The 19,932-nt window shown below is 67.1% G+C and carries 17 protein-coding genes; 3 read left to right on the plus strand and 14 right to left on the minus strand.

The window, feature by feature from the left end:
- Positions 1-29: 29 nt before the first annotated feature.
- From astB to HSX14_RS21395, 6 genes are all read right to left on the minus strand, one after another.
- Positions 30-1,376 carry an N-succinylarginine dihydrolase gene (gene astB / locus HSX14_RS21370; RefSeq protein ID WP_173172310.1) on the minus strand — a complete coding sequence of 449 codons (1,347 nt, stop codon included), beginning with the start codon at positions 1,374-1,376 and terminating at the stop codon, positions 30-32.
- Positions 1,373-2,836 carry a succinylglutamate-semialdehyde dehydrogenase gene (gene astD / locus HSX14_RS21375; protein WP_173172308.1) on the minus strand — a complete coding sequence of 488 codons (1,464 nt, stop codon included), beginning with the start codon at positions 2,834-2,836 and terminating at the stop codon, positions 1,373-1,375. The genes astB and astD overlap by 4 nt, the downstream gene beginning before the upstream one ends.
- Positions 2,833-3,858 carry an arginine N-succinyltransferase gene (astA, locus tag HSX14_RS21380; protein WP_111261880.1) on the minus strand — a complete coding sequence of 342 codons (1,026 nt, stop codon included), beginning with the start codon at positions 3,856-3,858 and terminating at the stop codon, positions 2,833-2,835. Before astA ends, astD begins: the two co-directional genes overlap by 4 nt.
- A 77-nt stretch (positions 3,859-3,935) precedes the next feature.
- Positions 3,936-4,952, minus strand: coding sequence for an arginine/ornithine succinyltransferase subunit alpha (gene aruF, locus HSX14_RS21385; RefSeq protein WP_111261879.1), 1,017 nt, complete (start codon positions 4,950-4,952; stop codon positions 3,936-3,938).
- 148 nt (positions 4,953-5,100) lie between these two features.
- Positions 5,101-6,321 (minus strand): aspartate aminotransferase family protein, encoded by a 1,221-nt coding sequence (locus tag HSX14_RS21390; RefSeq protein ID WP_173172306.1) that lies wholly within the window; start codon positions 6,319-6,321, stop codon positions 5,101-5,103.
- Positions 6,322-6,667: 346 nt separating this feature from the next.
- The gene (locus HSX14_RS21395; protein WP_173172304.1) at positions 6,668-7,126 is read right to left on the minus strand and encodes a GNAT family N-acetyltransferase; all 459 of its coding nucleotides are present in this window, start codon (positions 7,124-7,126) and stop codon (positions 6,668-6,670) included.
- A gap of 165 nt (positions 7,127-7,291) precedes the next feature.
- On the opposite strand from HSX14_RS21395, the gene pdxR reads away from it, so the two are divergent.
- Positions 7,292-8,779: a MocR-like pyridoxine biosynthesis transcription factor PdxR gene (gene pdxR, locus HSX14_RS21400; protein WP_173172302.1), complete on the plus strand. Its 1,488-nt coding sequence runs from the start codon at positions 7,292-7,294 to the stop codon at positions 8,777-8,779.
- Between the two features lie 118 nt (positions 8,780-8,897).
- Here pdxR and argR read toward each other — a convergent pair whose 3' ends face one another.
- The 7 genes from argR to acs form a co-directional block, all read right to left on the minus strand.
- Entirely contained in the window at positions 8,898-9,878 is a 981-nt protein-coding gene (argR, locus tag HSX14_RS21405) for a transcriptional regulator ArgR (protein WP_173172300.1), read from the minus strand.
- A 30-nt stretch (positions 9,879-9,908) separates the two neighbouring features.
- On the minus strand, positions 9,909-10,673 hold the full coding sequence (locus tag HSX14_RS21410) for an ABC transporter ATP-binding protein (RefSeq protein ID WP_021218464.1): 765 nt from the start codon (positions 10,671-10,673) through the stop codon (positions 9,909-9,911).
- A gap of 24 nt (positions 10,674-10,697) precedes the next feature.
- The gene (locus HSX14_RS21415) at positions 10,698-11,810 is read right to left on the minus strand and encodes a succinylglutamate desuccinylase/aspartoacylase family protein (protein WP_173172298.1); all 1,113 of its coding nucleotides are present in this window, start codon (positions 11,808-11,810) and stop codon (positions 10,698-10,700) included.
- Positions 11,811-11,813: 3 nt separating this feature from the next.
- Entirely contained in the window at positions 11,814-12,512 is a 699-nt protein-coding gene (locus HSX14_RS21420; RefSeq protein WP_111261873.1) for an ABC transporter permease, read from the minus strand.
- A 16-nt stretch (positions 12,513-12,528) separates the two neighbouring features.
- Complete coding sequence (locus HSX14_RS21425) at positions 12,529-13,218, minus strand: ABC transporter permease (protein ID WP_173172296.1); 690 nt, start codon at positions 13,216-13,218, stop codon at positions 12,529-12,531.
- Positions 13,219-13,440: 222 nt separating this feature from the next.
- Positions 13,441-14,223 carry an ABC transporter substrate-binding protein gene (locus HSX14_RS21430; RefSeq protein WP_021218460.1) on the minus strand — a complete coding sequence of 261 codons (783 nt, stop codon included), beginning with the start codon at positions 14,221-14,223 and terminating at the stop codon, positions 13,441-13,443.
- A gap of 650 nt (positions 14,224-14,873) precedes the next feature.
- Entirely contained in the window at positions 14,874-16,829 is a 1,956-nt protein-coding gene (acs, locus tag HSX14_RS21435; RefSeq protein WP_173172294.1) for an acetate--CoA ligase, read from the minus strand.
- 549 nt (positions 16,830-17,378) lie between these two features.
- Here acs and HSX14_RS21440 point away from each other — a divergent pair.
- Both HSX14_RS21440 and mdtI read left to right on the plus strand, forming a co-directional pair.
- Positions 17,379-17,735: an SMR family transporter gene (locus HSX14_RS21440; protein WP_173172292.1), complete on the plus strand. Its 357-nt coding sequence runs from the start codon at positions 17,379-17,381 to the stop codon at positions 17,733-17,735.
- On the plus strand, positions 17,732-18,061 hold the full coding sequence (mdtI, locus tag HSX14_RS21445; protein WP_173172290.1) for a multidrug/spermidine efflux SMR transporter subunit MdtI: 330 nt from the start codon (positions 17,732-17,734) through the stop codon (positions 18,059-18,061). Before HSX14_RS21440 ends, mdtI begins: the two co-directional genes overlap by 4 nt.
- Before the next feature lie 291 nt (positions 18,062-18,352).
- On the opposite strand, the gene HSX14_RS21450 is transcribed toward mdtI, so the two are convergent.
- Positions 18,353-19,912: a sigma-54-dependent transcriptional regulator gene (locus HSX14_RS21450; RefSeq protein WP_173172288.1), complete on the minus strand. Its 1,560-nt coding sequence runs from the start codon at positions 19,910-19,912 to the stop codon at positions 18,353-18,355.
- Positions 19,913-19,932 lie beyond the last annotated feature (20 nt).

A 19,932-nucleotide genomic window follows, 5' to 3' on the forward strand; every position in this document is an offset into this window, starting at 1 on the left:
CTTGAAGCTTGTCGCTTGGCGCTTGCCGCTCAATTCAGTTGAAACGGATAAACGGCGCCCAGTTTAAGGATCTGCGTCAGCTCATCCAATGCCGTGCGGCATTCAATGAGCAATTGTGGATCAGCCAGGTCGGTTTCGCTCAGGCGGTCACGGTAGTGCTTCTCCACCCAGCCGGTCAGGGTGTCGTAGAGCGAAGGGGTGAGGATCACGCCCTGGTTGACCGCTGCCAGCTCGTTGTCCTTGAGCGCCACGCGCAGGCGCAGGCACGCCGGGCCGCCGCCGTTCTGCATGCTCTGCTTGAGGTCGAAGACCTTCACCTCGCGGATCGGGCCGTCCTCGGCGGTCAGGGTCTGCAGGTAGTTCCACACCCGTGCGTTGTTGCGGCACTCCTCCGGGACGATCAGCAGCATGCTGCCATCGGCGCGGCTGAGCAGCTGGCTGTTGAACAGGTAGGAACGCACGGCGTCCTCCACCGTCACCGCCGCACGCGGTACGCACACGGCCTGGAAGCGGCCACCGACGCGGCCCAGCTTGTCGTGCAACTCGGCCAGCACCTTGTCGGTGTCGAGGAAGGCGTCCTCGTGGTGGAACAGCACCTCGCCATTGCCCACCGCGATCACGTCGTTGTGGAACACACCCTGGTCGATCACCGCCGGGTTCTGCTGGGCGTAGACCACGCCGGCCTCGCTCAGCCCGTGCAGGCGCGCGACGGCCTGGCTGGCCTCCAGGGTCTGCCGCGCCGGGTAGCGCGAGGGCGCCGGGAAGCGGCTGTCGAAGGCGCTGCGGCCGAACACGAAGAACTCCACGCCGGCCTCGCCATAGCCCTTGCAGAAACGGGTGTGGTTGGCCGCGCCTTCGTCACCGAACTGCGCCACCGCCGGCAGCGCGGCGTGGTGGGCGAAGTGGCGCTCGTCGGCGAACATCGCCCCCAGCACGCGGCTGGTGGTGGGGTGCTCGATGCTGCGGTGGAACTTGCAGTTGAGGTTGGCAGCGGTGAAGTGCACGCGGCCGTCCGCGGTGTCGGCGCTGGGGCTGACGGTGCAGGCGTTGGCGGTCCACATGCTCGATGCCGAACTGCAGGCGGCCAGCAGCGGCATGGCGTCACGGGCGGCCTTCTCGATCACCTGGGCGTCGGTCCCGGCGAAGCCGAGGCTGCGCAGCGCAGCGACGTTGGGGCGCTCCTGCGGGGCGAGCACGCCCTGCTTGAAGCCCATCTCCATCAGCGCCTTCATCTTCGCCAGGCCCTGCAGGGCGGCTTCCTTCGGGCTGGAGACGGCCTGGCTGTTGCTCTGCGACGCCACGTTGCCGTAGGACAGGCCGCCGTAGTTGTGGGTCGGGCCGACCAGACCGTCGAAGTTCACTTCATGGGCGCTCATAGGCTGACTCCAGGCGTCAGGGTTGCAGGCAGGGCAAGGGTTTCGCTTTCCAGCGAGGCGACCGGGTAGGCGCAGTAGTCAGCGGCGTAGTAGGCGCTGGCGCGGTGGTTGCCCGACGCGCCGATGCCCCCGAAGGGTGCGCTGCTCGCGGCCCCGGTCAGTTGTTTGTTCCAGTTGACGATGCCGGCGCGGCTCTCGATGAAGAAGCGCTGGTACAGCTCGCGGGAGTCCGAGAGCAGGCCGGCGGCCAGGCCGTACTGGGTGGCGTTGGCCTCGGCCACGGCGGCGTCGAAATCGGCGTAGCGGATCACCTGCAGCAGCGGGCCGAAGAACTCTTCGTCCGGGCGCTCGGCCACGGCGGTGACGTCGAGGATGCCGGGGGTCAGCAGCGCGGCGGTCTCCAGCGGCTGGGACATGGCCAGCAGCGCCGTGGCGCCCTGGGCGATCAGGTGTTCCTGGGCCTTGAGCAGGTGGCGCGCGGCGTCCAGGGAGATCACCGAGCCCATGAAGGGTGCCGGCTGGGCGTCGAAGGCGCCGACCTGAATGCTCGCCGCCACCGCCACCAGGCGCGCCAGCAGCGCGTCGCCCCAGGCGCCGACCGGCACCAGCAGGCGGCGGGCGCAGGTGCAGCGCTGGCCGGCGGAGATGAAGGCGGACTGGATGATGGTGTAGACGGCCGCGTCGACATCGGCCACCTCGTCCACCACCAGCGGGTTGTTGCCCCCCATCTCCAGCGCCAGGATCTTGTCCGGGCGGCCGGCGAACTGCTGGTGCAGCAGGTTGCCGGTGCGGCTGGAGCCGGTGAAGAACAGGCCGTCGATGCCGGCGCTCGCGGCCAGGGCGATGCCGGTCTCGCGGGCACCCTGCACCAGGTTGAGCACGCCGGCGGGCAGGCCCGCCTCGATCCAGCACTTGACCGTCAGCTCGGCCACCTTGGGGGTCAGCTCGCTGGGCTTGAACACCACCGCGTTACCGGCCAGCAGCGCGGGCACGATGTGGCCGTTGGGCAGGTGGCCGGGGAAGTTGTAGGGGCCGAACACGGCGACCACGCCGTGGGGCTTGTGGCGCAGCACGGCCGTGGCGTCGGCCAGCGGGCCGCTCTTCTCGCCGGTGCGCTCGCGGTAGCTCTGGATGGAGATGGCGACCTTGTTGACCATGGTGGTCACCTCGGTGGCCGACTCCCACAAGGGCTTGCCGGTCTCCTCGCCGATGCAGCGCGCCAGTTCGTCGGCGCGGGTCTTGAGGGTGGCGGCGAAGCGCTCGAGAACGGCGATGCGCGCATCCAGGCTCAGGCGGGCCCAGGCCGGGAAGGCGGCGCGGGCGACGGCCACGGCGGCCTTGACCTGCTCGGCGCTGGCGCCCTGGCCGCTCCATACGGATTCCTGGGTGACCGGGTTCAGCGAGTCGAAGGCCTCGCCCTGCCCGGCCTGCCAGGCGCCTGCGATGTAATGGGTGCTCATTTGACGGACTCCTTAGCCGACAGCGGCACGGCGCGGACCGAAGCGCCAGCCGAGAGTTTCAGACGCTTGGCGGTATCGGCATCGACCACCAGGGTGCCGGCGGCCAGGCGGGCCGGGGCGGCGGTGATGCGGCAATCCTCGCGCTTGCGGTTGTGGATCAGGTACGGCGTGGCATCGTCGCCCGGCGTGCCCACGGCCAGCACCAGCGCCTGGCTGTCCTGCACGGCGCGGATCTTCGCGGTCTGGCATTCGATGGCCGGGCCGGCGTCGAAGATGTCGACGTAGCCCTGGAAGCTGAAGCCCTCGCCCTTGAGCATGGCCAGCGCCGGCTCGGTGTCGGCGTGCACGCGCCCGATCACGTCCCGCGCCGCCTCGGAGAGGAAGCAGGTGTAGAGCGGGAACTTGGGCATCAGCTCGGCGATGAAGGCCTTGTTGCCGACGCCGGTGAGGTAGTCCGCGCGGGAGAATTCCATCTTGAAGAAATGCCGGCCCAGGCTCTCCCAGAACGGCGAGACACCGTGCTCGTCGGACATGCCGCGCATCTCGGCGATCACCTTGTCGCCGAACAGCTCGGGGAACTCGGCGATGAACAGGAAGCGTGCCTTGGACAGCAGGCGGCCGTTGAGGCCGGTGCGGTAGCCGGCGTGCAGAAACAGCGAGCACAGCTCGGAGTTGCCGGTCAGGTCGTTGGCCAGGAACAGGGTGGGGATCTGCCGGTGGATGTTCAGCTCCTGCGAGGCGCTGACGGTGAGCCCGACACGGTAGTTGTACCAGGGCTCGCGCAGGCCGACGGCGCCGGCCACGGCGGAGATGCCCACCACCTTGCCGTCGTCGTCCTCGAGTACGAACAGGTAGTCCGCATCGCCCCGCTCGGCTTGGCCGGTGAAGGCCTTCTCCGCCCAGCCCACGCGATGCGCCAGGCGCTCCTCGTTGGCCGGGAGGGTGGTGAGGCCGGCACCGGTGCTGCGCGCCAGGTCGATCAGGGCAGGCAGGTCGGCGCTGCGTACGGGACGAACGATCATAGAGACTCCGTTAGAGCTGCAAGCTTCAAGCGGCAAGCTGCAAGTCGGGCGGCAGGGCCCCCGCTTGGCGCTTCGGTTTAAATCGCTACCAGGCGCACGCTGGCGCCTTCACCCACACCGAGGGCTTCGGCGATCTCCAGGCTGAGTTCCACCGGCTTGCCGGGTACCCAGTCGAGGTCGGCCACCAGGGCACGGAAGTCCTGCAGCAGGCCGTTGCTCACCAGGTACTGGCGGCCACCCTTCTGCTGCTCGCCGATGCGCACCGGCACGACGCGGCTCTGGGCGATGGAGCGGATGCCGGAGGTGCGTGCGTGCAGGGTCGGGCCGCCATCGAAGATGTCGATGTAGTTGTCGGTCTCGAAGCCTTCGCGCATCAGGATGTCGAAGGTGATCTGCGCGCGCGGGTGCACCTGGCCCATGGATTCCTGGGCCTCGTCCGGCAGCAGCGGCACGTAGATGGGGTAGTTGGGCATCAGCTCGGCGAGGAAGGTGCGGCTCTTGAGGCCCGACAGGCGCTCCGCCTCGATGTAGTTCAGGTCGAAGAAGTTGCGACCCACGGCATTCCAGAACGGCGACTCGCCCTCGTCGTCGCTGTAGCCGACGATCTCCACCACCACCGCATCGGCGAAGCGCTCCGGGTGGCTGGCCATGAACATCAGGCGCGCCCGGGAGTTGAGCTCGGCGCTGGCGGTGCCCACCAGCTCGCGCTGCACGTAGAAGCTGGTCAGCAGGCTGTTGCCGGTGAGGTCGTGGCACAGCGAGAGGACGTGGATCTTGTTGTGGATCTTCAGCTCGCGCGAGGCGTGGACGAAGGTCTCGTTGCGGAAGCTGTAGAAGGGCTCGGAGAAGCCCGCCGAGGCGACGATGGCCGAGCAGCCGACGAGGCGGCCGGTCTCGGTGTCTTCGAGGACGAAGAAATAGCTCTCCTCGCCGTTGAAGCTGACTTCGGCGGCGAACGAGGCTTCCGAGGCGGCGATCTTCTCGCCGAGGCGCTCGGCGTCGTCCGGCAGCGAAGTGACACCAACGGGGCTGTCCGCAGCCAGGCGCTGAACATCGGCAAGGTCGGCCATTTGCGCGGGGCGCATCACCAGCATGGTGTCACTCCTTCAATAAAGGCTCCGGACAACCCATGCACGGTCGGCCGGAGAAAACGGCGGCCAACGGCCGCCGATCACGCATGAAAAACGTTCATCCCTGGAATCGGAACCGCGGCACAGCCCTGTGCCGCGTATCGCCCTGGCCTCAGGCCTGGGTCAGCTTGGCCACGGCGCGCTCGAAGCGATCCAGGCCCTCGTCGATGTCGGCATCCGGGATCACCAGGCTGGGCGCGAAACGCACCACGTCCGGGCCGGCCTGCAGCACCATCACCGCTTCCTTCTCGGCAGCGTTGAGCACGTCCTTGGCCTTGCCCTTCCAGGCATCGGACAGGGCCGCACCGATCAACAGGCCGAGGCCACGCACTTCGGTGAAGATGCCGTACTTCCGGCCGATCGCCTCGAGGCGGGTCTTGAAGCGGTCGTGCTTGGCGTTGATGCCGCTGAGCACTTCCGGGGTGTTGATCACGTCCAGCACGGCTTCGGCCACGGCACTGGCCAGCGGGTTGCCGCCGTAGGTGGTGCCGTGAGTACCCACCACCAGGTGCTTGGCGATCTCGGTGGTGGTCAGCATGGCGCCGATGGGGAAGCCGCCGCCCAGGCTCTTGGCGCTGGAGAGGATGTCCGGGGTGACGCCGTAGTTCTGGTAGGCGAACAGCTTGCCGCTGCGGCCCATGCCGCTCTGCACTTCGTCGAACACCAGCAGCGCGTTGTGCTCGTCGCACAGCTTGCGCGCGCCTTCCAGGTAGGCCTGGGTGGCCGGCAGCACGCCGCCTTCGCCCTGCACGGGCTCGAGCACCACGGCGCAGGTCTTGTCGGAGATGGCGGCCTTCAACGCGTCCAGGTCATTGAAGGGCACATGGGTGATGCCCTCCACCTTGGGGCCGAAGCCGTCGGAATACTTGGGCTGACCACCGACGGTCACGGTGAACAGGGTGCGGCCGTGGAAGCTGTTGGTGGCCGAGATGATCTCGTGCTTCTGCGGGCCATAGACGTCATGGGCGTAGCGACGGGCCAGCTTGAACGCGGCCTCGTTGGCCTCGGCGCCGGAGTTGGCGAGGAACACGCGCTCGGCGAAGGTGGCGGCCACCAGCTTCTTGGCCAGGCGCAGGGCCGGCTCGTTGGTGAAGACGTTGGAGACGTGCCAGATCTTGTTGGCCTGGTCGGTCAGCGCCTTGACCAGCGCCGGGTGAGCATGGCCGAGGGAGTTCACGGCGATACCGCCGGCGAAATCGATCAGTTCGCGGCCACTCTGGTCCCAGACTCGCGAACCCTCGCCGCGTACGGGAATGAAGGCGGCGGGTGCGTAGTTGGGAACCATCACCTGATCGAAATCGGCGCGCTCGACCTGCGCATGCTCAACGGACATCAGTTTCTCCTGCCATGGACGGCTAGTGATGAAAGGATTGTAGGGACAGATTCGGGGTTGGCATTGCCGCCAAGCGACAACTTCTTACAGCGCCAACCCGCGAAAATCCGAGGCTTTCGGAAATGCGACAGAAAGCTTCGGGAAGGCGCAGTTTAAACGCGGATCGCCACGGGACGCACGAGGCGCAGCGCATCGGTCAGCGGATGACCGGCGAGGCTTGGAGGGCGACGCGAATGGCGATCGGCAACTGCCGGAACCGGGCGGTCCCGGCTTACTCGCAAGGGCTGCTTGCGCAGACCCGTGGCGCGGAGCCCGAACGGGCTCCGCGACGGGGACCCTCCGCCCGCTAAAGCGGCATCCGGTACTCGATCACGCCCGGCCGCTCGGCGATCCAGTCATACAACCGCTGGGCGGTCGTGTTGGTTTCCTGGGTGTGCCAGTACAGCCTGTCGCACTGTTTTTCCCGGGCCTGCCCCTGCACGTACTCGATGAGCGCCTTGCCGATCTTCTGGCCCCGCACGCTGGGCGATACGTAGAGATCCTCCAGGTAGCAGAAGTCGTTCAAGGCCCAGGTCGAGCGGTGGAAGACGAAATGGACGAAGCCATGGATGCGCTCACCGTCCGTGGCGACGGCGCAATGGACCGGCTCGTCGCCATCGAAGAACCGCGCCCAGGTCGCCCGGGTGGTCTCCGCGCTCAGGTCCACGGCATAGAATTCCTGGTACTTGTTCCAGTACCCGGCCCATTTCTCGAAGTCCTCCGCCACCACGGGGCGTACCGATATGAGTTGCTGCACAGCTGTCATGAAAATGCTCCTGTCTTGATCCGGCGGGCCTCTCCCCCGGAACCGCAGGTCAACCACCGGGGCCGGCGCCCTCCGCACCGGCCCTGCCAGGCTTGACCAGGACGGTTTTATAGCGCCCCATTGGCCGGATTATCCCCACCAATGAATGCATCAAGAGCAGACCAATTGTTCAAGTACGCCCTGCTGGAATCGGTCAAGGCCCGGCTGGCCCATCCGGAACTCAGCCCCCTGCCCCTGCACGCGCGGATCCAGCGCACCCTCCGCCAACTGATACTGGACGGCGCCCTGGCGACGGGCACGCCGCTGCCCGCCTCACGCCAGCTGGCCAGCTCCCTCGGCGTTTCCCGCGACACCATCGAGGCCGCCTACGGCCAGCTGCATGCCGAAGGCTTCATCGAGCGCCGCGTCGGCAGTGGCAGCTTCGTCGCCGAGGCCACCCGGCTGTCACCCGGCAGGCCTGCCCGCCGTACACGCAAGGCGGTCGCAGGCGGAGCCGGCCTGAGCAAGCGTGGAGAGACCATGCTGCGCCAGGGCGGCGTGCGCGAGCACCCCACTCCTCGCCCCTTCGCCCCGGGCGTGCCGGAGACCCGCACCTTTCCTCTGCAGACCTGGGAGCGCCTGCAGCGCCAGGCGCTCAAGGAGTTCGGCGCGAAGGCCCTGCTGCATGGCGATCCGCAGGGGCTGGAGCCGCTTCGCCGCGCCATCGCCGACTACGTCAACCTGGAGCGCGGCGCCCGTACCACGGCGGACCAGGTGCTGGTGCTCACCAGCTCGCAGCAGGCGCTGGGGCTGTGCGCCAACGTGTTGCTGGATGCGGGCGAGCGGATCTTCGTCGAAGACCCGGTGTACTACGGTGCGCGCAAGGCCTTCGAGGCGGCGGGCCTGGTTTGCCAGGCCATCCCCGTCGACGCGGACGGCCTGCAGGTCGACCCGCTCCTGGCCCACCCGCACCCCGCACGGGCGGTGTACCTGACGCCCTCCCACCAGTTTCCGTCCGGCGCGACCCTGTCCCTGGAACGACGCCTGGCACTGATCGAATGGGCCCAGCGGGAGCAGGCCTGGATCATCGAGGACGACTACGACAGCGAGTTCCACTACGCGGGCCGGCCCACCGCCTGCGTCCAGGGCCTGGACGCGCACGAGCGGACGCTCTACATCGGCACCTTCACCAAGTCGCTGTTCCCGGGGCTGCGCATCGGCTACCTGGTGCTGCCGCCGGCCCTGGTGGAACCCATGACCACCGCCCGCTCCCTGCAGGACGGCCATACCGCCTCCATCGCCCAGCTGACGCTGGCGCGCTTCATCAGCGGCGGGCACTTCGGCGCGTACGTCCGCGGCATGCGCACCCTCTATGCCGAACGCCTGGCCCTCCTCGCGGAGCTGCTGGAGAACAGGCTGGGCGCGGTGATCCAGCCTCGCGTTCCCGCCGGGGGATTGCAGATGCCCTGCCTGCTCACCGGGGACCTGTCGGAAGACACCGCCATCGCAGCCGCGCGTAATGCGGGCATCGCGCTGCTGGGCCTGAGCGGGCTGTACGTCGAGCGCCCTCCGCAGCCAGGCTTCCTCATGGGCTTCGCCGCCTACACCCCGGATGAACTCGAACGTGCAGTCGACGCGCTGGAACGCTGCCTGCTCCCCCGCCGCCGCACCTGAGTTCTCGTAGGTTGGCGCCAAGCGCAGCGCGGCCCAACAGGCCGATGCATCAGGGTGATGCGAAGAAAGGAGAAAGGAAGAACACCAGGCAGGCACGACGCCCGCCCGGTGCTCGCGATCAACCGCGCTCGGCGAGTGCCGGCTGGTTGTCGAAGGGGCCGCCGCTGCGCCGCTGGTTGCGGTCTTCGCGGGGCGTGACGCCGAAGAAGTTGCGGTAGGCGCTGGAGAAGTGCGGCCCGGAGGAGAAGCCGCAGGACAGGCCGATCTGGATGATCGACTTGCTGGTCTGCATCAGCATCTGCCGGGCCTTGTTCAGGCGCAGCTCCAGGTAGTACTGGCTGGGCACCCGGTTGAGGTACTGCTTGAAGATGCGTTCCAGCTGGCGACGCGACACGCACACATGCTGGGCGATCTCGTCGGTGGTCAGCGGCTCCTCGATGTTGGCCTCCATCAGCAGCACCGCCTGGGTGAGCTTCGGGTGGCTGGAGCCGAGGCGGTTCTGCAGCGGGATGCGCTGGCGCTCGCCGCCCTCGCGGATGCGCTCCACCACCAGCTCCTCGGAGACCGCACCCGCCAGCTCGGCGCCGTGATCGCGAGCCAGCACCGCCAGCAGCAGGTCGAGGACCGAAAGGCCGCCACAGGCGCTGAGGCGGTCACGGTCCCAGTCGAACAGGTGGCTGGTGGCGATGACCTTGGGGAAGCGCTCGGTGAAATCGTCCTGCCAGCGCCAGTGCACCGCCGCGCGGTAACCGTCGAGCAGGCCGAGCTGGGCCAGCGGATAGACCCCCGCCGACAGGCCGCCGATCACGCAGCCGGCACGCACCAGCTGCTTGATCGCCGCCGACAGTGCGGCGGACATCGGCGCGGGCGGCTCGTCAGCCAGCAGGAACAGGCGGGTGAGCCCTTCGAGCCGGCCGGTCCAGGCCTCGCCGGGCAGGCGCCAGGCACCCTCGGAGGGCACCTCGGCCTGGAGGAAATGCAGCTCGTAGACCACTTCGGGGTGCAGCCTCTGGGCGACACGAAGTGCTTCCTCGGCCAGCGCCAGGGTCATGGCCTTGGTGCCGGGCCAGAGGAGAAAACCGATTCGATGGGCAGTCATGGCAGGCAGCTTAGCCGCAGTTGGCATTAATTACTTCAGGCTCCCCGAGAGGAACTGCTTGAGGCGCTCGGATTGCGGATTGGCCAACACTTCGCGCGGGCAACCGGTCTCCTCGACCACACCCTTGTGCAGGAAGATCAGCTGGTTGGAGACCTCGCGGGCGAAGCCCATCTCGTGGGTCACCACCACCATGGTGCGGCCTTCGGTGGCCAGGTCCTTCATCACCTTGAGCACCTCGCCCACCAGCTCGGGGTCGAGCGCGGACGTGGGCTCGTCGAACAGCATCACCTCGGGCTCCACCGCCAGCGCACGGGCGATCGCCACACGCTGCTGCTCGCCGCCGGACATGTGCGCCGGGTAGGCGTCCTTGCGATGGGCGACGCCCACCTTGGCCAGGTAGTGTTCGGCCTTCTCGATGGCTTCCTTCTTCGGCACGCCGAGCACGTGCACGGGCGCCTCGATGACGTTCTCCAGGGCGCTCATGTGCGACCACAGGTTGAAGTGCTGGAACACCATCGCCAGGCGCGAGCGCATGCGCTGCAGCTGCTTGGGCTCGGCCGCCTTGAGGCCGCCATCGCGATTGGCCACCAGCTTCAGCTCCTCGCCGTTGAGCAGGATCTTGCCGCCATGGGGCTGCTCGAGCATGTTGATGCAGCGCAGGAAGGTGCTCTTGCCCGAGCCGCTCGAGCCGATGATGCTGATCACATCGCCCGCCTTGGCCGCCAGGGACACGCCCTTGAGGACTTCATGGCTGCCATAGCGCTTGTGCAGGTCTTGGACTTCCAGTTTGTACATGGTCTCGGTCTCGATGCGAATGGATCAGTCGCTCAACAAGCGTCCCTGACGAATGGGTACATGGCCGGCCACCTTGGCCAGCCACAGTCCGGGCTGCGCGAAACGCAGGCGTTCGCGCACGTACAGCACGCCGCGGGTGGAGGCACGCACCACGCTGTGGCGGTCGCTCAAGGGGTCGATCACCTCGAACAGCGGATCACCCGCCTCGACCAGCGCCCCCACCGGCTGCAGGAAACTCACCACCCCGGCATGGGGGGCACAGGCGTATTCGGCGCCCTCGAAGGGCGTCACCTCGCAACCGGGCGCAGGGGCCGGCGGCCAGTCGCCGCTGATCAGTCCCTGCCCGGCGAGGAAAGCGAGGATGGCCTCGCAACTGGCCTCGGCGCGCTCACGCCCGGTGTCGGCCATGCCGCCCAGCTCCACGGTCGCCGCCACGCCGGCCAGCGGAACGGCGCAATCGGGGAAGCGACGCTGCAGGCGCAGCCAGGCCATGGAGCAGGCCTCGTCGAACGAACTGCCGCCGGAATCCTCGGCCACCAGCATGGCGCCGGCACCCAGGCGCGCGGCCAGCGGGCGGAAGGCTTCCGCCTGCTGGGGAATCATGTAGAGGTGCACCACCGCATCGAAGTCGCAATGCAGGTCGAGCACCAGGTCGGCGTCGCAGGCGTGGCGCAGCAGCAGGCGCTGCAGGCCCTGGAGCTCGGAGGCGGCCGGCGCCAGGCCATCCAGGGCGACCTGCATGGCGTTGCGGATCGACCGCACGTTGGCCGCCACGTCACTGCCCAGGCGGCCCTCCAGCATCGGCGCCACCAGCTCGGCCAGGTCGGCGAAGCCACGGTTGAAGTTCTTGCCGCTGGCGAGCTCGAAACGCCCCAGGTGGTTGGCCTGGAGCATCTGCCCGAGGCCGATGGGGTTGGCCACGGGCACCAGCTCGATCACACCGGCCAGGCGCCCTTCGGCCTCCAGCTCGGCCAGGCGCCTCTTCAGCTCCACCGCCACGCGCATGCCCGGCAGCTCGTCGGCGTGCAGCGAGGCCTGGATATAGGCCTTGCGCTCGCCCGAGCCGAAACGGAAGACCGTCAGCTCGCGGCGGGTGCCGGGAATGCCCCAGGGCAGGAGGTGGTCGATGCGCTGCATGGGTCAGGCCTTGCGCGGGGCCAGGTAGGCCAGCCAGCGGCGCTCGGCCAGCTTGAACAGGCGCACCAGGATGAAGGTCAGGCACAGGTAGAACAGGCCGGCGGTGATGAACGCCTCGAACGGCAGGTAGTACTGCGAGTTCACGGTGCGCGCCGCGCCGGTGATGTCGATCAGGGTGACGATGGAGGCGAGGCTGGTGGTGTGCAGCATCATGATCACCTCGTTGCTGTACTGCGGCAGCGCACGGCGCAGGGCCGAGGGCAGCAGGATGCGGCGGTACAGCTTGGCCCGCGACATGCCGATGGCCTTCGCCGCCTCGATCTCGCCGTGGGGCGTGGCGCGGATGCTGCCGGCGAGGATCTCGGCCGTATAGGCGCTGGTGTTGATGGCGAAGGCCAGGCAGGCGCAGAAGGTCGCGTTGGACAGGTAGGGCCACAGGGCGCTCTCGCGCACCCAGGCGAACTGCGCCAGGCCGTAGTAGATGAGGAACAGCTGCACCAGCATCGGGGTGCCGCGGATGACGTAGGTGTAGAGCCAGGCCGGGAAGTTGATCGCCGGCTGCTTGGAGACCCGCATCAGCGCCAGGGGCACGGCCGCCAGCAGGCCCAGGGCGAGGGAGATCGCCAGGAGCTTGAGGGTGACCAGCACACCACCGAAGTAGAGCGGCAGGTTTTCCAGGATGACGTTGTAGTCGAAGATCACGCGTGCGCCCTCTTGATCACAGCTCGGCGGCCTTGATGCCGGCGGAATAGCGTTTTTCCAGGAAGCGCAGGGCCAGCAGGGAAACGCTGGTCAGCACCAGGTAGAGCGCGGCCACGGCCAGGTAGAAGGTGAAGGGCTCGCGGGTCGCGTCCGCGGCGCTCTTGGCCTTGAACATCATGTCCTGCAGGCCGACCACCGAGACCAGCGCGGTGGCCTTGGTCAGTACCAGCCAGTTGTTGGTGAAGCCGGGGATGGCCAGGCGGATCATCTGCGGCACCAGCACGCGGAAGAACACCTGGCGGCCATTCATGCCGTAGGCGAAGCCGGCCTCGCCCTGGCCCTTGGGGATGGCCATGAAGGCGCCACGGAAGGTCTCGGACAGGTAGGCACCGAAGATGAAGCCCAGGGTGAAGACCCCGGACCAGAACGGGTCGAGGTCGATGTAGTCCTCGTAGCCGACCATGGGCGCGACCATGTTCACCACCTGCTGGCCGCCGTAGAAGATCAGCAGGATCAGCACCAGGTCGGGAATGCCGCGGATCACCGTGGCATAGGTCTCGCCCAGCAGCGCCAGCCAGCGCACCGGCGACAGGCGGAACGCCGCGCCGACCAGGCCCAGGACGATGGCCATGGACATGGACGACAGGGCCAGCAGAAGGGTGAGCCAGGCACCATCGAGAATGGTCGAGCCGTAGCCGTTGAGCATGTTCAGGTCCTCATGCAGCGCCCCGGATGGAACCGGACAGCACCGCTGCAACGAAAAAGTGGCACAACCTGCAGGTTAGCCGCGAACCGTGGAGCCTGGCGTCGCGGCGCTGCGGTCGCTCGCTGGCGACCTCAACGTCCTGGTTGTGCCACTTCCGGGGAATGGCAACCCGTATCAAGGCACCGAGAAACCGGGCAGGGCCTCAGTGACTCGGAGTCTCGATCAGTTGCCGTACACGTCGAACTGGAAGTACTTGTCCTGCACTTCCTTGTACTTGCCGTTGGCGCGGATGGCGGCGATGGCGGCGGTGATCTTGTCGGCCAGGGCCTTGTCGCCCTTGCGAACGGCGATGCCGGCGCCCTCCCCGAAGTACTTCGGATCGGTGTAGTCCGGGCCCACCAGGGCGAAGCCCTTGCCAGCCTCGGTCTTGAGGAAACCGTCGTCGATGTTCACGGCATCGGCCAGGGTCGCGTCGAGGCGGCCGGAGGTCATGTCGAGGAACACTTCGTTCTGCGAGCTGTAGCGCACCACTTCGATGCCGGCCGGTGCATAAACCTCGGTGGCGAAGCGGTCGTAGGTGCTGGCGCGCTGCACGCCGACCTTCTTGCCTTTCAGGTCGACCAGCGGGTCGTTGATCACGGTGCCGGCCTTCATCGCCAGCTTGATCGGGGTCTGGTAGTACTTGCCGGTGAAGTCCACGGACTTCTTGCGCTCATCGGTGATGGTCATCGACGACAGGATGGCGTCGAACTTGCGCACCTTGAGGGCCGGGATCAGGCCGTCGAACTCCTGCTCGATCCACTTGCACTCGACCTTCATCTCGGCGCACAGGGCGTTGCCGATGTCGTAGTCGAAGCCGGTGATCTTGCCGTCCGGGGTCTTGTAGGCGAAGGGCGGGTAGGCCGCCTCGATACCGATGCGCAGGGGTTTGGCTTCATCGGCCACAGCAGCCAGCGGCGACAACAGGGAAAGCGCCATGGCGCCGAGAAGTGCGATCTTCTTCATCTTTTGACTCCTACGAATGGGTATGGCTTCTGCTGGCAGAGTGAGGGTATGCCCAGGCCTTGCGATGAATTGTAGAAAGAGGCGCCGGGTTTACCTTGATCGATCTCAGGGAAAATGGCCTTGGCCGGGTGAGCGGCATTCTAGCGACAGCCCTAAAGTCGATATTTCTTCAATGCGACAACAAATTACAAAAGGCCAGGACGGCCCGGGGAGGGAGGTTGACAGCCCCTCGCGAATATGCAAGGAGCGAAAAGACAGTAAACCGATTGAAAAAGCAATTACCGCGCCATAAATCCGCCAACCCTTGTAGTACAAGGCTTACATCTTCTTTCTTATTTTCTGAACAGCCATTTCCGCGCACCGTTTCGAGGCGAAGTGTTTCCACTCGCCCCGTTTCGGCGCGGCGCGTAACAACCCCGGCGTTACCCTGACCGGTCGGTCCCGCCCCTTTCCGCATAAAGTCGCTTCGCCGATATAAATCAGTCGCTTGGCGCTTCCGGAGCCTGGATTTCCCGGTGCGCGGCACGCGCCGGACGAGCAGAAAGCACAGACCGCCCCATCACCCTGCGAAGCCTCCCCGGCAGGAATGAAAACGCCCCGCCGCGGCTTGTGGCCGGGGCGGGGCGTGGGTGCTGCGCGCGGGCGCCGGGTCAGGCGGCCTGCATGGTGCGGTGGGTGTCGATGAGGTGCTGCACCACGCCAGGATCGGCCAGCGTGGAGATATCGCCGAGGGTGTCGTACTCGGCCACGGCGATCTTGCGCAGGATGCGGCGCATGATCTTGCCCGAGCGGGTCTTCGGCAGGCCCGGAGCCCACTGGATGACGTCCGGCGTGGCGATGGGGCCGATCTCGCGGCGCACCCACTGCTTGAGCTCCTGGCGCAACGCCTCGGAGGATTCCACGCCCGCGTTGAGGGTGACGTAGACGTAGATGCCCTGCCCCTTGATGTCGTGGGGGACGCCGACCACGGCAGCCTCGGCGACCTTCGGGTGGGCGACCATCGCGCTCTCGATCTCGGCGGTGCCCATGCGGTGGCCGGAGACGTTGAGCACATCGTCGACGCGGCCGGTGATCCAGTAGTAGCCGTCCTCGTCGCGACGGGCACCGTCACCGGTGAAGTACATGCCCTTGAAGGTCTTGAAGTAGGTGTCGACGAAGCGGTCGTGGTCGCCGTACAGGGTACGGGCCTGGCCCGGCCAGGAGTCGATGATCACCAGATTGCCTTCGGCGGCGCCCTCGATCAGGTTGCCCAGGTTGTCCACCAGGGCCGGCTGCACGCCGAAGAAAGGCCGCGCGGCGGAGCCCGGCTTGAGGGCGTGGGCCCCCGGCAGCGGGGTCATCAGGCAGGCGCCGGTCTCGGTCTGCCACCAGGTGTCGACGATCGGGCAGCGGGACTGGCCGACGTTCTCGTAGTACCAGTGCCAGGCTTCCGGGTTGATCGGCTCGCCCACCGAACCCAGCAGGCGCAGGCTGGAGCCGTCGGCACCGGCCACGGCGGCCTTGCCCTCGGCCATCATCGCGCGGATGGCGGTGGGGGCGGTGTAGAGGATGTTGACCTTGTGCTTGTCGATGATCCTGGCGACGCGGCTGACGTCCGGGTAGTTCGGCACGCCCTCGAACATGAGGGTGGTGGCGCCGTTGGACAGCGGCCCGTACACCAGGTAGGTGTGGCCGGTGACCCAGCCGATGTCGGCGGTGCACCAGAAGACTTCGCCCGGGCGGTAGTCGAACACGCGCTCGTGGGTCAGCGAGGCGTAGACCAGGTAGCCGCCGGTGGTGTGCAGCACGCCCTTGGGCTTACCGGTGGAGCCGGAGGTGTAGAGGATGAACAGCGGGTCCTCGGCGCCCATTTCCTTCGGCAGGCACTGGCTGGAGGCGACCTTCATCAGGTCCTCGTACCAGACGTCGCGATGCGGGTTCCACTTGATGTCCGAACCGGTGCGCTTGACCACGATCAGCTTCTGCACGCTGCTGGTCTCGGGGTTGGTCAGGGCGTCGTCGACATTGGCTTTCAGGGCGGTCTTCTTGCCGCCGCGCAGGCCTTCGTCGGCGGTGATCACCACCTTGGACCTGCAGTCGATGATGCGACCGGCCAGGGCCTCGGGGGAGAAGCCGCCGAAGACCACGGAATGGATGGCGCCGATACGGGTACAGGCCAGCATGGCCACCACCGCCTCGGGGATCATCGGCATGTAGATGGTGACCACGTCACCACGGTGCACATCCTGGCCGCGCAGGGCGTTGGCGAACTTGCACACTTCGGCATGCAGCTCGCGGTAGGTGATGTTGCGGTGCTCGGACGGGTCGTCGCCTTCCCAGATGATCGCCAACTGGTCGCCACGCTCGGCGAGGTGACGGTCCAGGCAGTTGGCGGACAGGTTGAGGGTGCCGTCGGCGAACCACTTGATGTCGACGTGATGGTCGTCGAAGGAGGTCTGCTTGACCTTGGTGAACGGCTTGATCCAGTCGATGCGCTGAGCCTGCTCGCGCCAGAAGCCGTCGGGGTTGATCACCGACTGCTGGTACATGGCCTTGTAGGTCGCCTCGTTGGTCAGCGACTTCTCAGCCACCTCGGGACGCACCGGATACAGTGAAGCAGCACTCATGTCTCATACCTCGACGGGTAGTTGTTTTTGTATGCCGCCTTTTGTATCCCCCGCCTCCCTGTGGGGCCATTCGACCATGGTCTTACCGCATACGGACTATGGTCTAAGGCCGTCGCAGAGCCCTCGCGGCCAGGCCCTGCCCAGGCGGGCGCACGGATCGACGGCACGCCCCACACGGCGTTGCCGGGCAGCGGCCGGACGCATGAAAATGAACATAAAAACGAACGGACGTTTTCCTGCACCCGCCAGCACGCCTGCCAAACACCGCGAATACAGGCCGAAACATTTAGCCAAAACCTATCGATTGGCATTATTCGATTCCAAATGGTAATTTTGTGTTCATTATGTCGAACACAAAGCCTTACTCCCTGCACTTCTCCCGCCTGGTGTCCCGCGAAGGACACTGGACCGGCGACCTCTAGCGCCCTCCCCCTCGACCACCACTGGCCGCGCCGGGATGCCACGAAATGACCCCGCGCTCCCCAACCCCCGAGACTCCCTGGCGTCCGTCCCCATGACGACGCCCCTGCATGCCCATGGGAGGGCACCATGCGTTCCTGGTTCTACCTGCTCACGGCGATCTTCTTCGAAGTCGTCGGCACCACCTCGATGAAATTCGCCACCCAACACGCACCCCTGCTCGGCTACCTCGCGATGTACGTGCTGATCGGCCTGTCCTACTTCTTCCTCGCCCTGGCGGTGAAGCGCGTCCCGGTTGGCGTCGCCTATGCGCTGTGGGAAGGCATCGGCATCCTCCTGATCACCGCCGTCAGCGTCGCCTGGCTGGGCGAGAGCCTCGGCCTGGCCAAGGCGCTCGGCCTGGCCGTGATGATCGTCGGCATCCTGCTGATCAAGTTCGGCACCCGCACCGAGCCCGTGGCCCGCGGCCAGGAGGTGGCGGCATGAACGGCGTGACATGGATCCATTTCGCCTGGCTGGGCGTGGCCATCGCCCTGGAAGTCCTGGCCAACGTCCTGCTCAAGTACTCCGACGGCTTCCGTCGCCGCGTGCTCGGCGCCGTCTCCATCCTCTGCATCCTGGCGGCCTTCACCGCACTGGCCCAGGCGGTGCGCGGCATCGACCTGTCACTGGCGTACGCCATCTGGGGCGGCTTCGGCATCCTCGCCACGGTCGCCATGGGCTGGGCACTGTTCGGCCAGCGCCTGGCCTGGAAGGGCTGGCTCGGCCTGCTCATGCTGGTGCTGGGGATGGGCCTGCTCAAACTGGCGTGACCAGTCCCTCTGCGAAGAGGCAGATCGCAGGCAAAAAAATGGGCGACCCTCGGGTCGCCCGTTCAATCATTCCGGGAGAGGAATGTAGAAACGCTTGTGTCCGCATCACGCAAGATTCAGACGGCGCCCTTTTTACCCGCCCGCCTCCCCCCGGGCCATTGCACCAAGGTCTAACAGGCCGTTGAAACCTGGACGGCAGCGGAGACGAACCGACCGGGAGCGCAGATCACGCGGGCATCTTGCGGGCGCTTCCAACGCCGCAGCGACAACGCAATGGGTTTCAACGGCCCGCTAGGCCTCCTCGCGCCCCAGCCCGTGCTGGCGCAGCTTGTTGGCGATGGTGGTGTGCGACACGCCCAGGCGCTTGCCCAGCTGGCGGCTGCTCGGATGGTCGGCGAACAGGCGTTCGAGCACCGCCTTCTCGAAGCGCCCGAGGATGGCCTCCAGCCCGCCATCCAGGGAGAAGTCCCCCAGCGGCTGCGGCGCGCCGTAGTCCGGCAGGCGGATGTGCTCGGCCTTCACCGTGCCCCCCTCGCACAGGGAAACGGCCTGGAACAGCACGTTCTCCAACTGCCGCACGTTGCCCGGCCAGTGGTAATGGCCAAGGCGCTCCAGCGCCTGGGGCGCCAGGCGGGGCAAGGCGCAGCCGATCTGCCGGCTGGCCGAGTCGAGGAAGTGCTCCACCAGCGGCCCCAGCCCGTCCAGGCACTCGCGCAGCGGCGGGATGTGCAGCGACAGCACGTTGAGGCGGTGATAGAGGTCCTGGCGGAACTCGCCCCGGGCGCAGAGCTCCGAGAGGTCCACCTGGGTCGCGCAGATCACCCGCACGTCCAGGTACACCTCCTCGTCACTGCCCACGCGGCGGAAGCAGCCGTCCTGGAGGAAACGCAGCAACTTGGCCTGCAGGCGCGGGCTCATCTCGCCGACGCCATCGAGGAACAGCGTGCCGCCGGCGGTCAGCTCCAGCAGGCCGAGCTTGCCTTCCGGGCGCGCGCCCTCGAAGGCGCCGGGGCCGTAGCCGAACAGCTCGGTCTCGGCCATGGACTCGGGCAGGCCGGCGCAGTTCAGCGCCATGAAGGGCGATTGCCCGCGCGGGCTCGCCAGGTGACAGGCGCGGGCCAGCAGCTCCTTGCCGGTACCGGTCTCGCCCTCGATCAGCAGCGGCGCGTCCAGGGGCGCCATGCGCCGGGCCTCGCGCACCACGGCGGCCATCACCCGCGAACTCTGGAAGATGCTGTCGAAGCCGCGCAGCTCCTGCTTGCGCACGTGGTAGATGCGCTCGCCCACGCGGTCCGCGCGGTGCAGGGTGAGCACCGCGCCGGCCAACGCCTCGCTCTCGTCGTGCTCGGATTGCAGCGGCGCGATATCGGCGAGGAACACATCGCCCTTGACCTTCACCCGCAGGCCGTTGATGCGCGCCTTGTTGGCCCGCACCAGCTCCGGCAGGTCGAAATCCTCGGTGTAGCGCGACAGCGGGATGCCCGGCACCTCGTCGACGCGCACGCCCAGCAGCTGCGCGGCGGCACGGTTGGCGGCGACGATGGAGCCGCCCATGTCGATGGACAGCACCGGGAACTCCAGCGCCCCGAGCAGCGCGTTCAGCTCCAAGTGGCGACGCTCGCTGGGCATCAGCCCCACGCGCTTGACGCCGAAGACCCCGGGAATGCCCTCGAGCTTCGGCCGCAGCGATTGCAGTTGAAGGTTGATCAGGTTCGGGCAGAGCAGGTAGATCGCGTTGCCCTGGTCGCCGCCGACTTCGCCGCGGTTGACGTTGATGCCGTAGTCGACGAGCAGGTTGAGGATGTCGCGCAGGATGCCTACGCGGTTCTGGCAATGGACTTTGATACGCATGCGGCACCCCGGAACGGGTT

It is taken from the genome of Pseudomonas tohonis, assembly GCF_012767755.2.
GTDB lineage: Bacteria > Pseudomonadota > Gammaproteobacteria > Pseudomonadales > Pseudomonadaceae > Metapseudomonas > Metapseudomonas tohonis.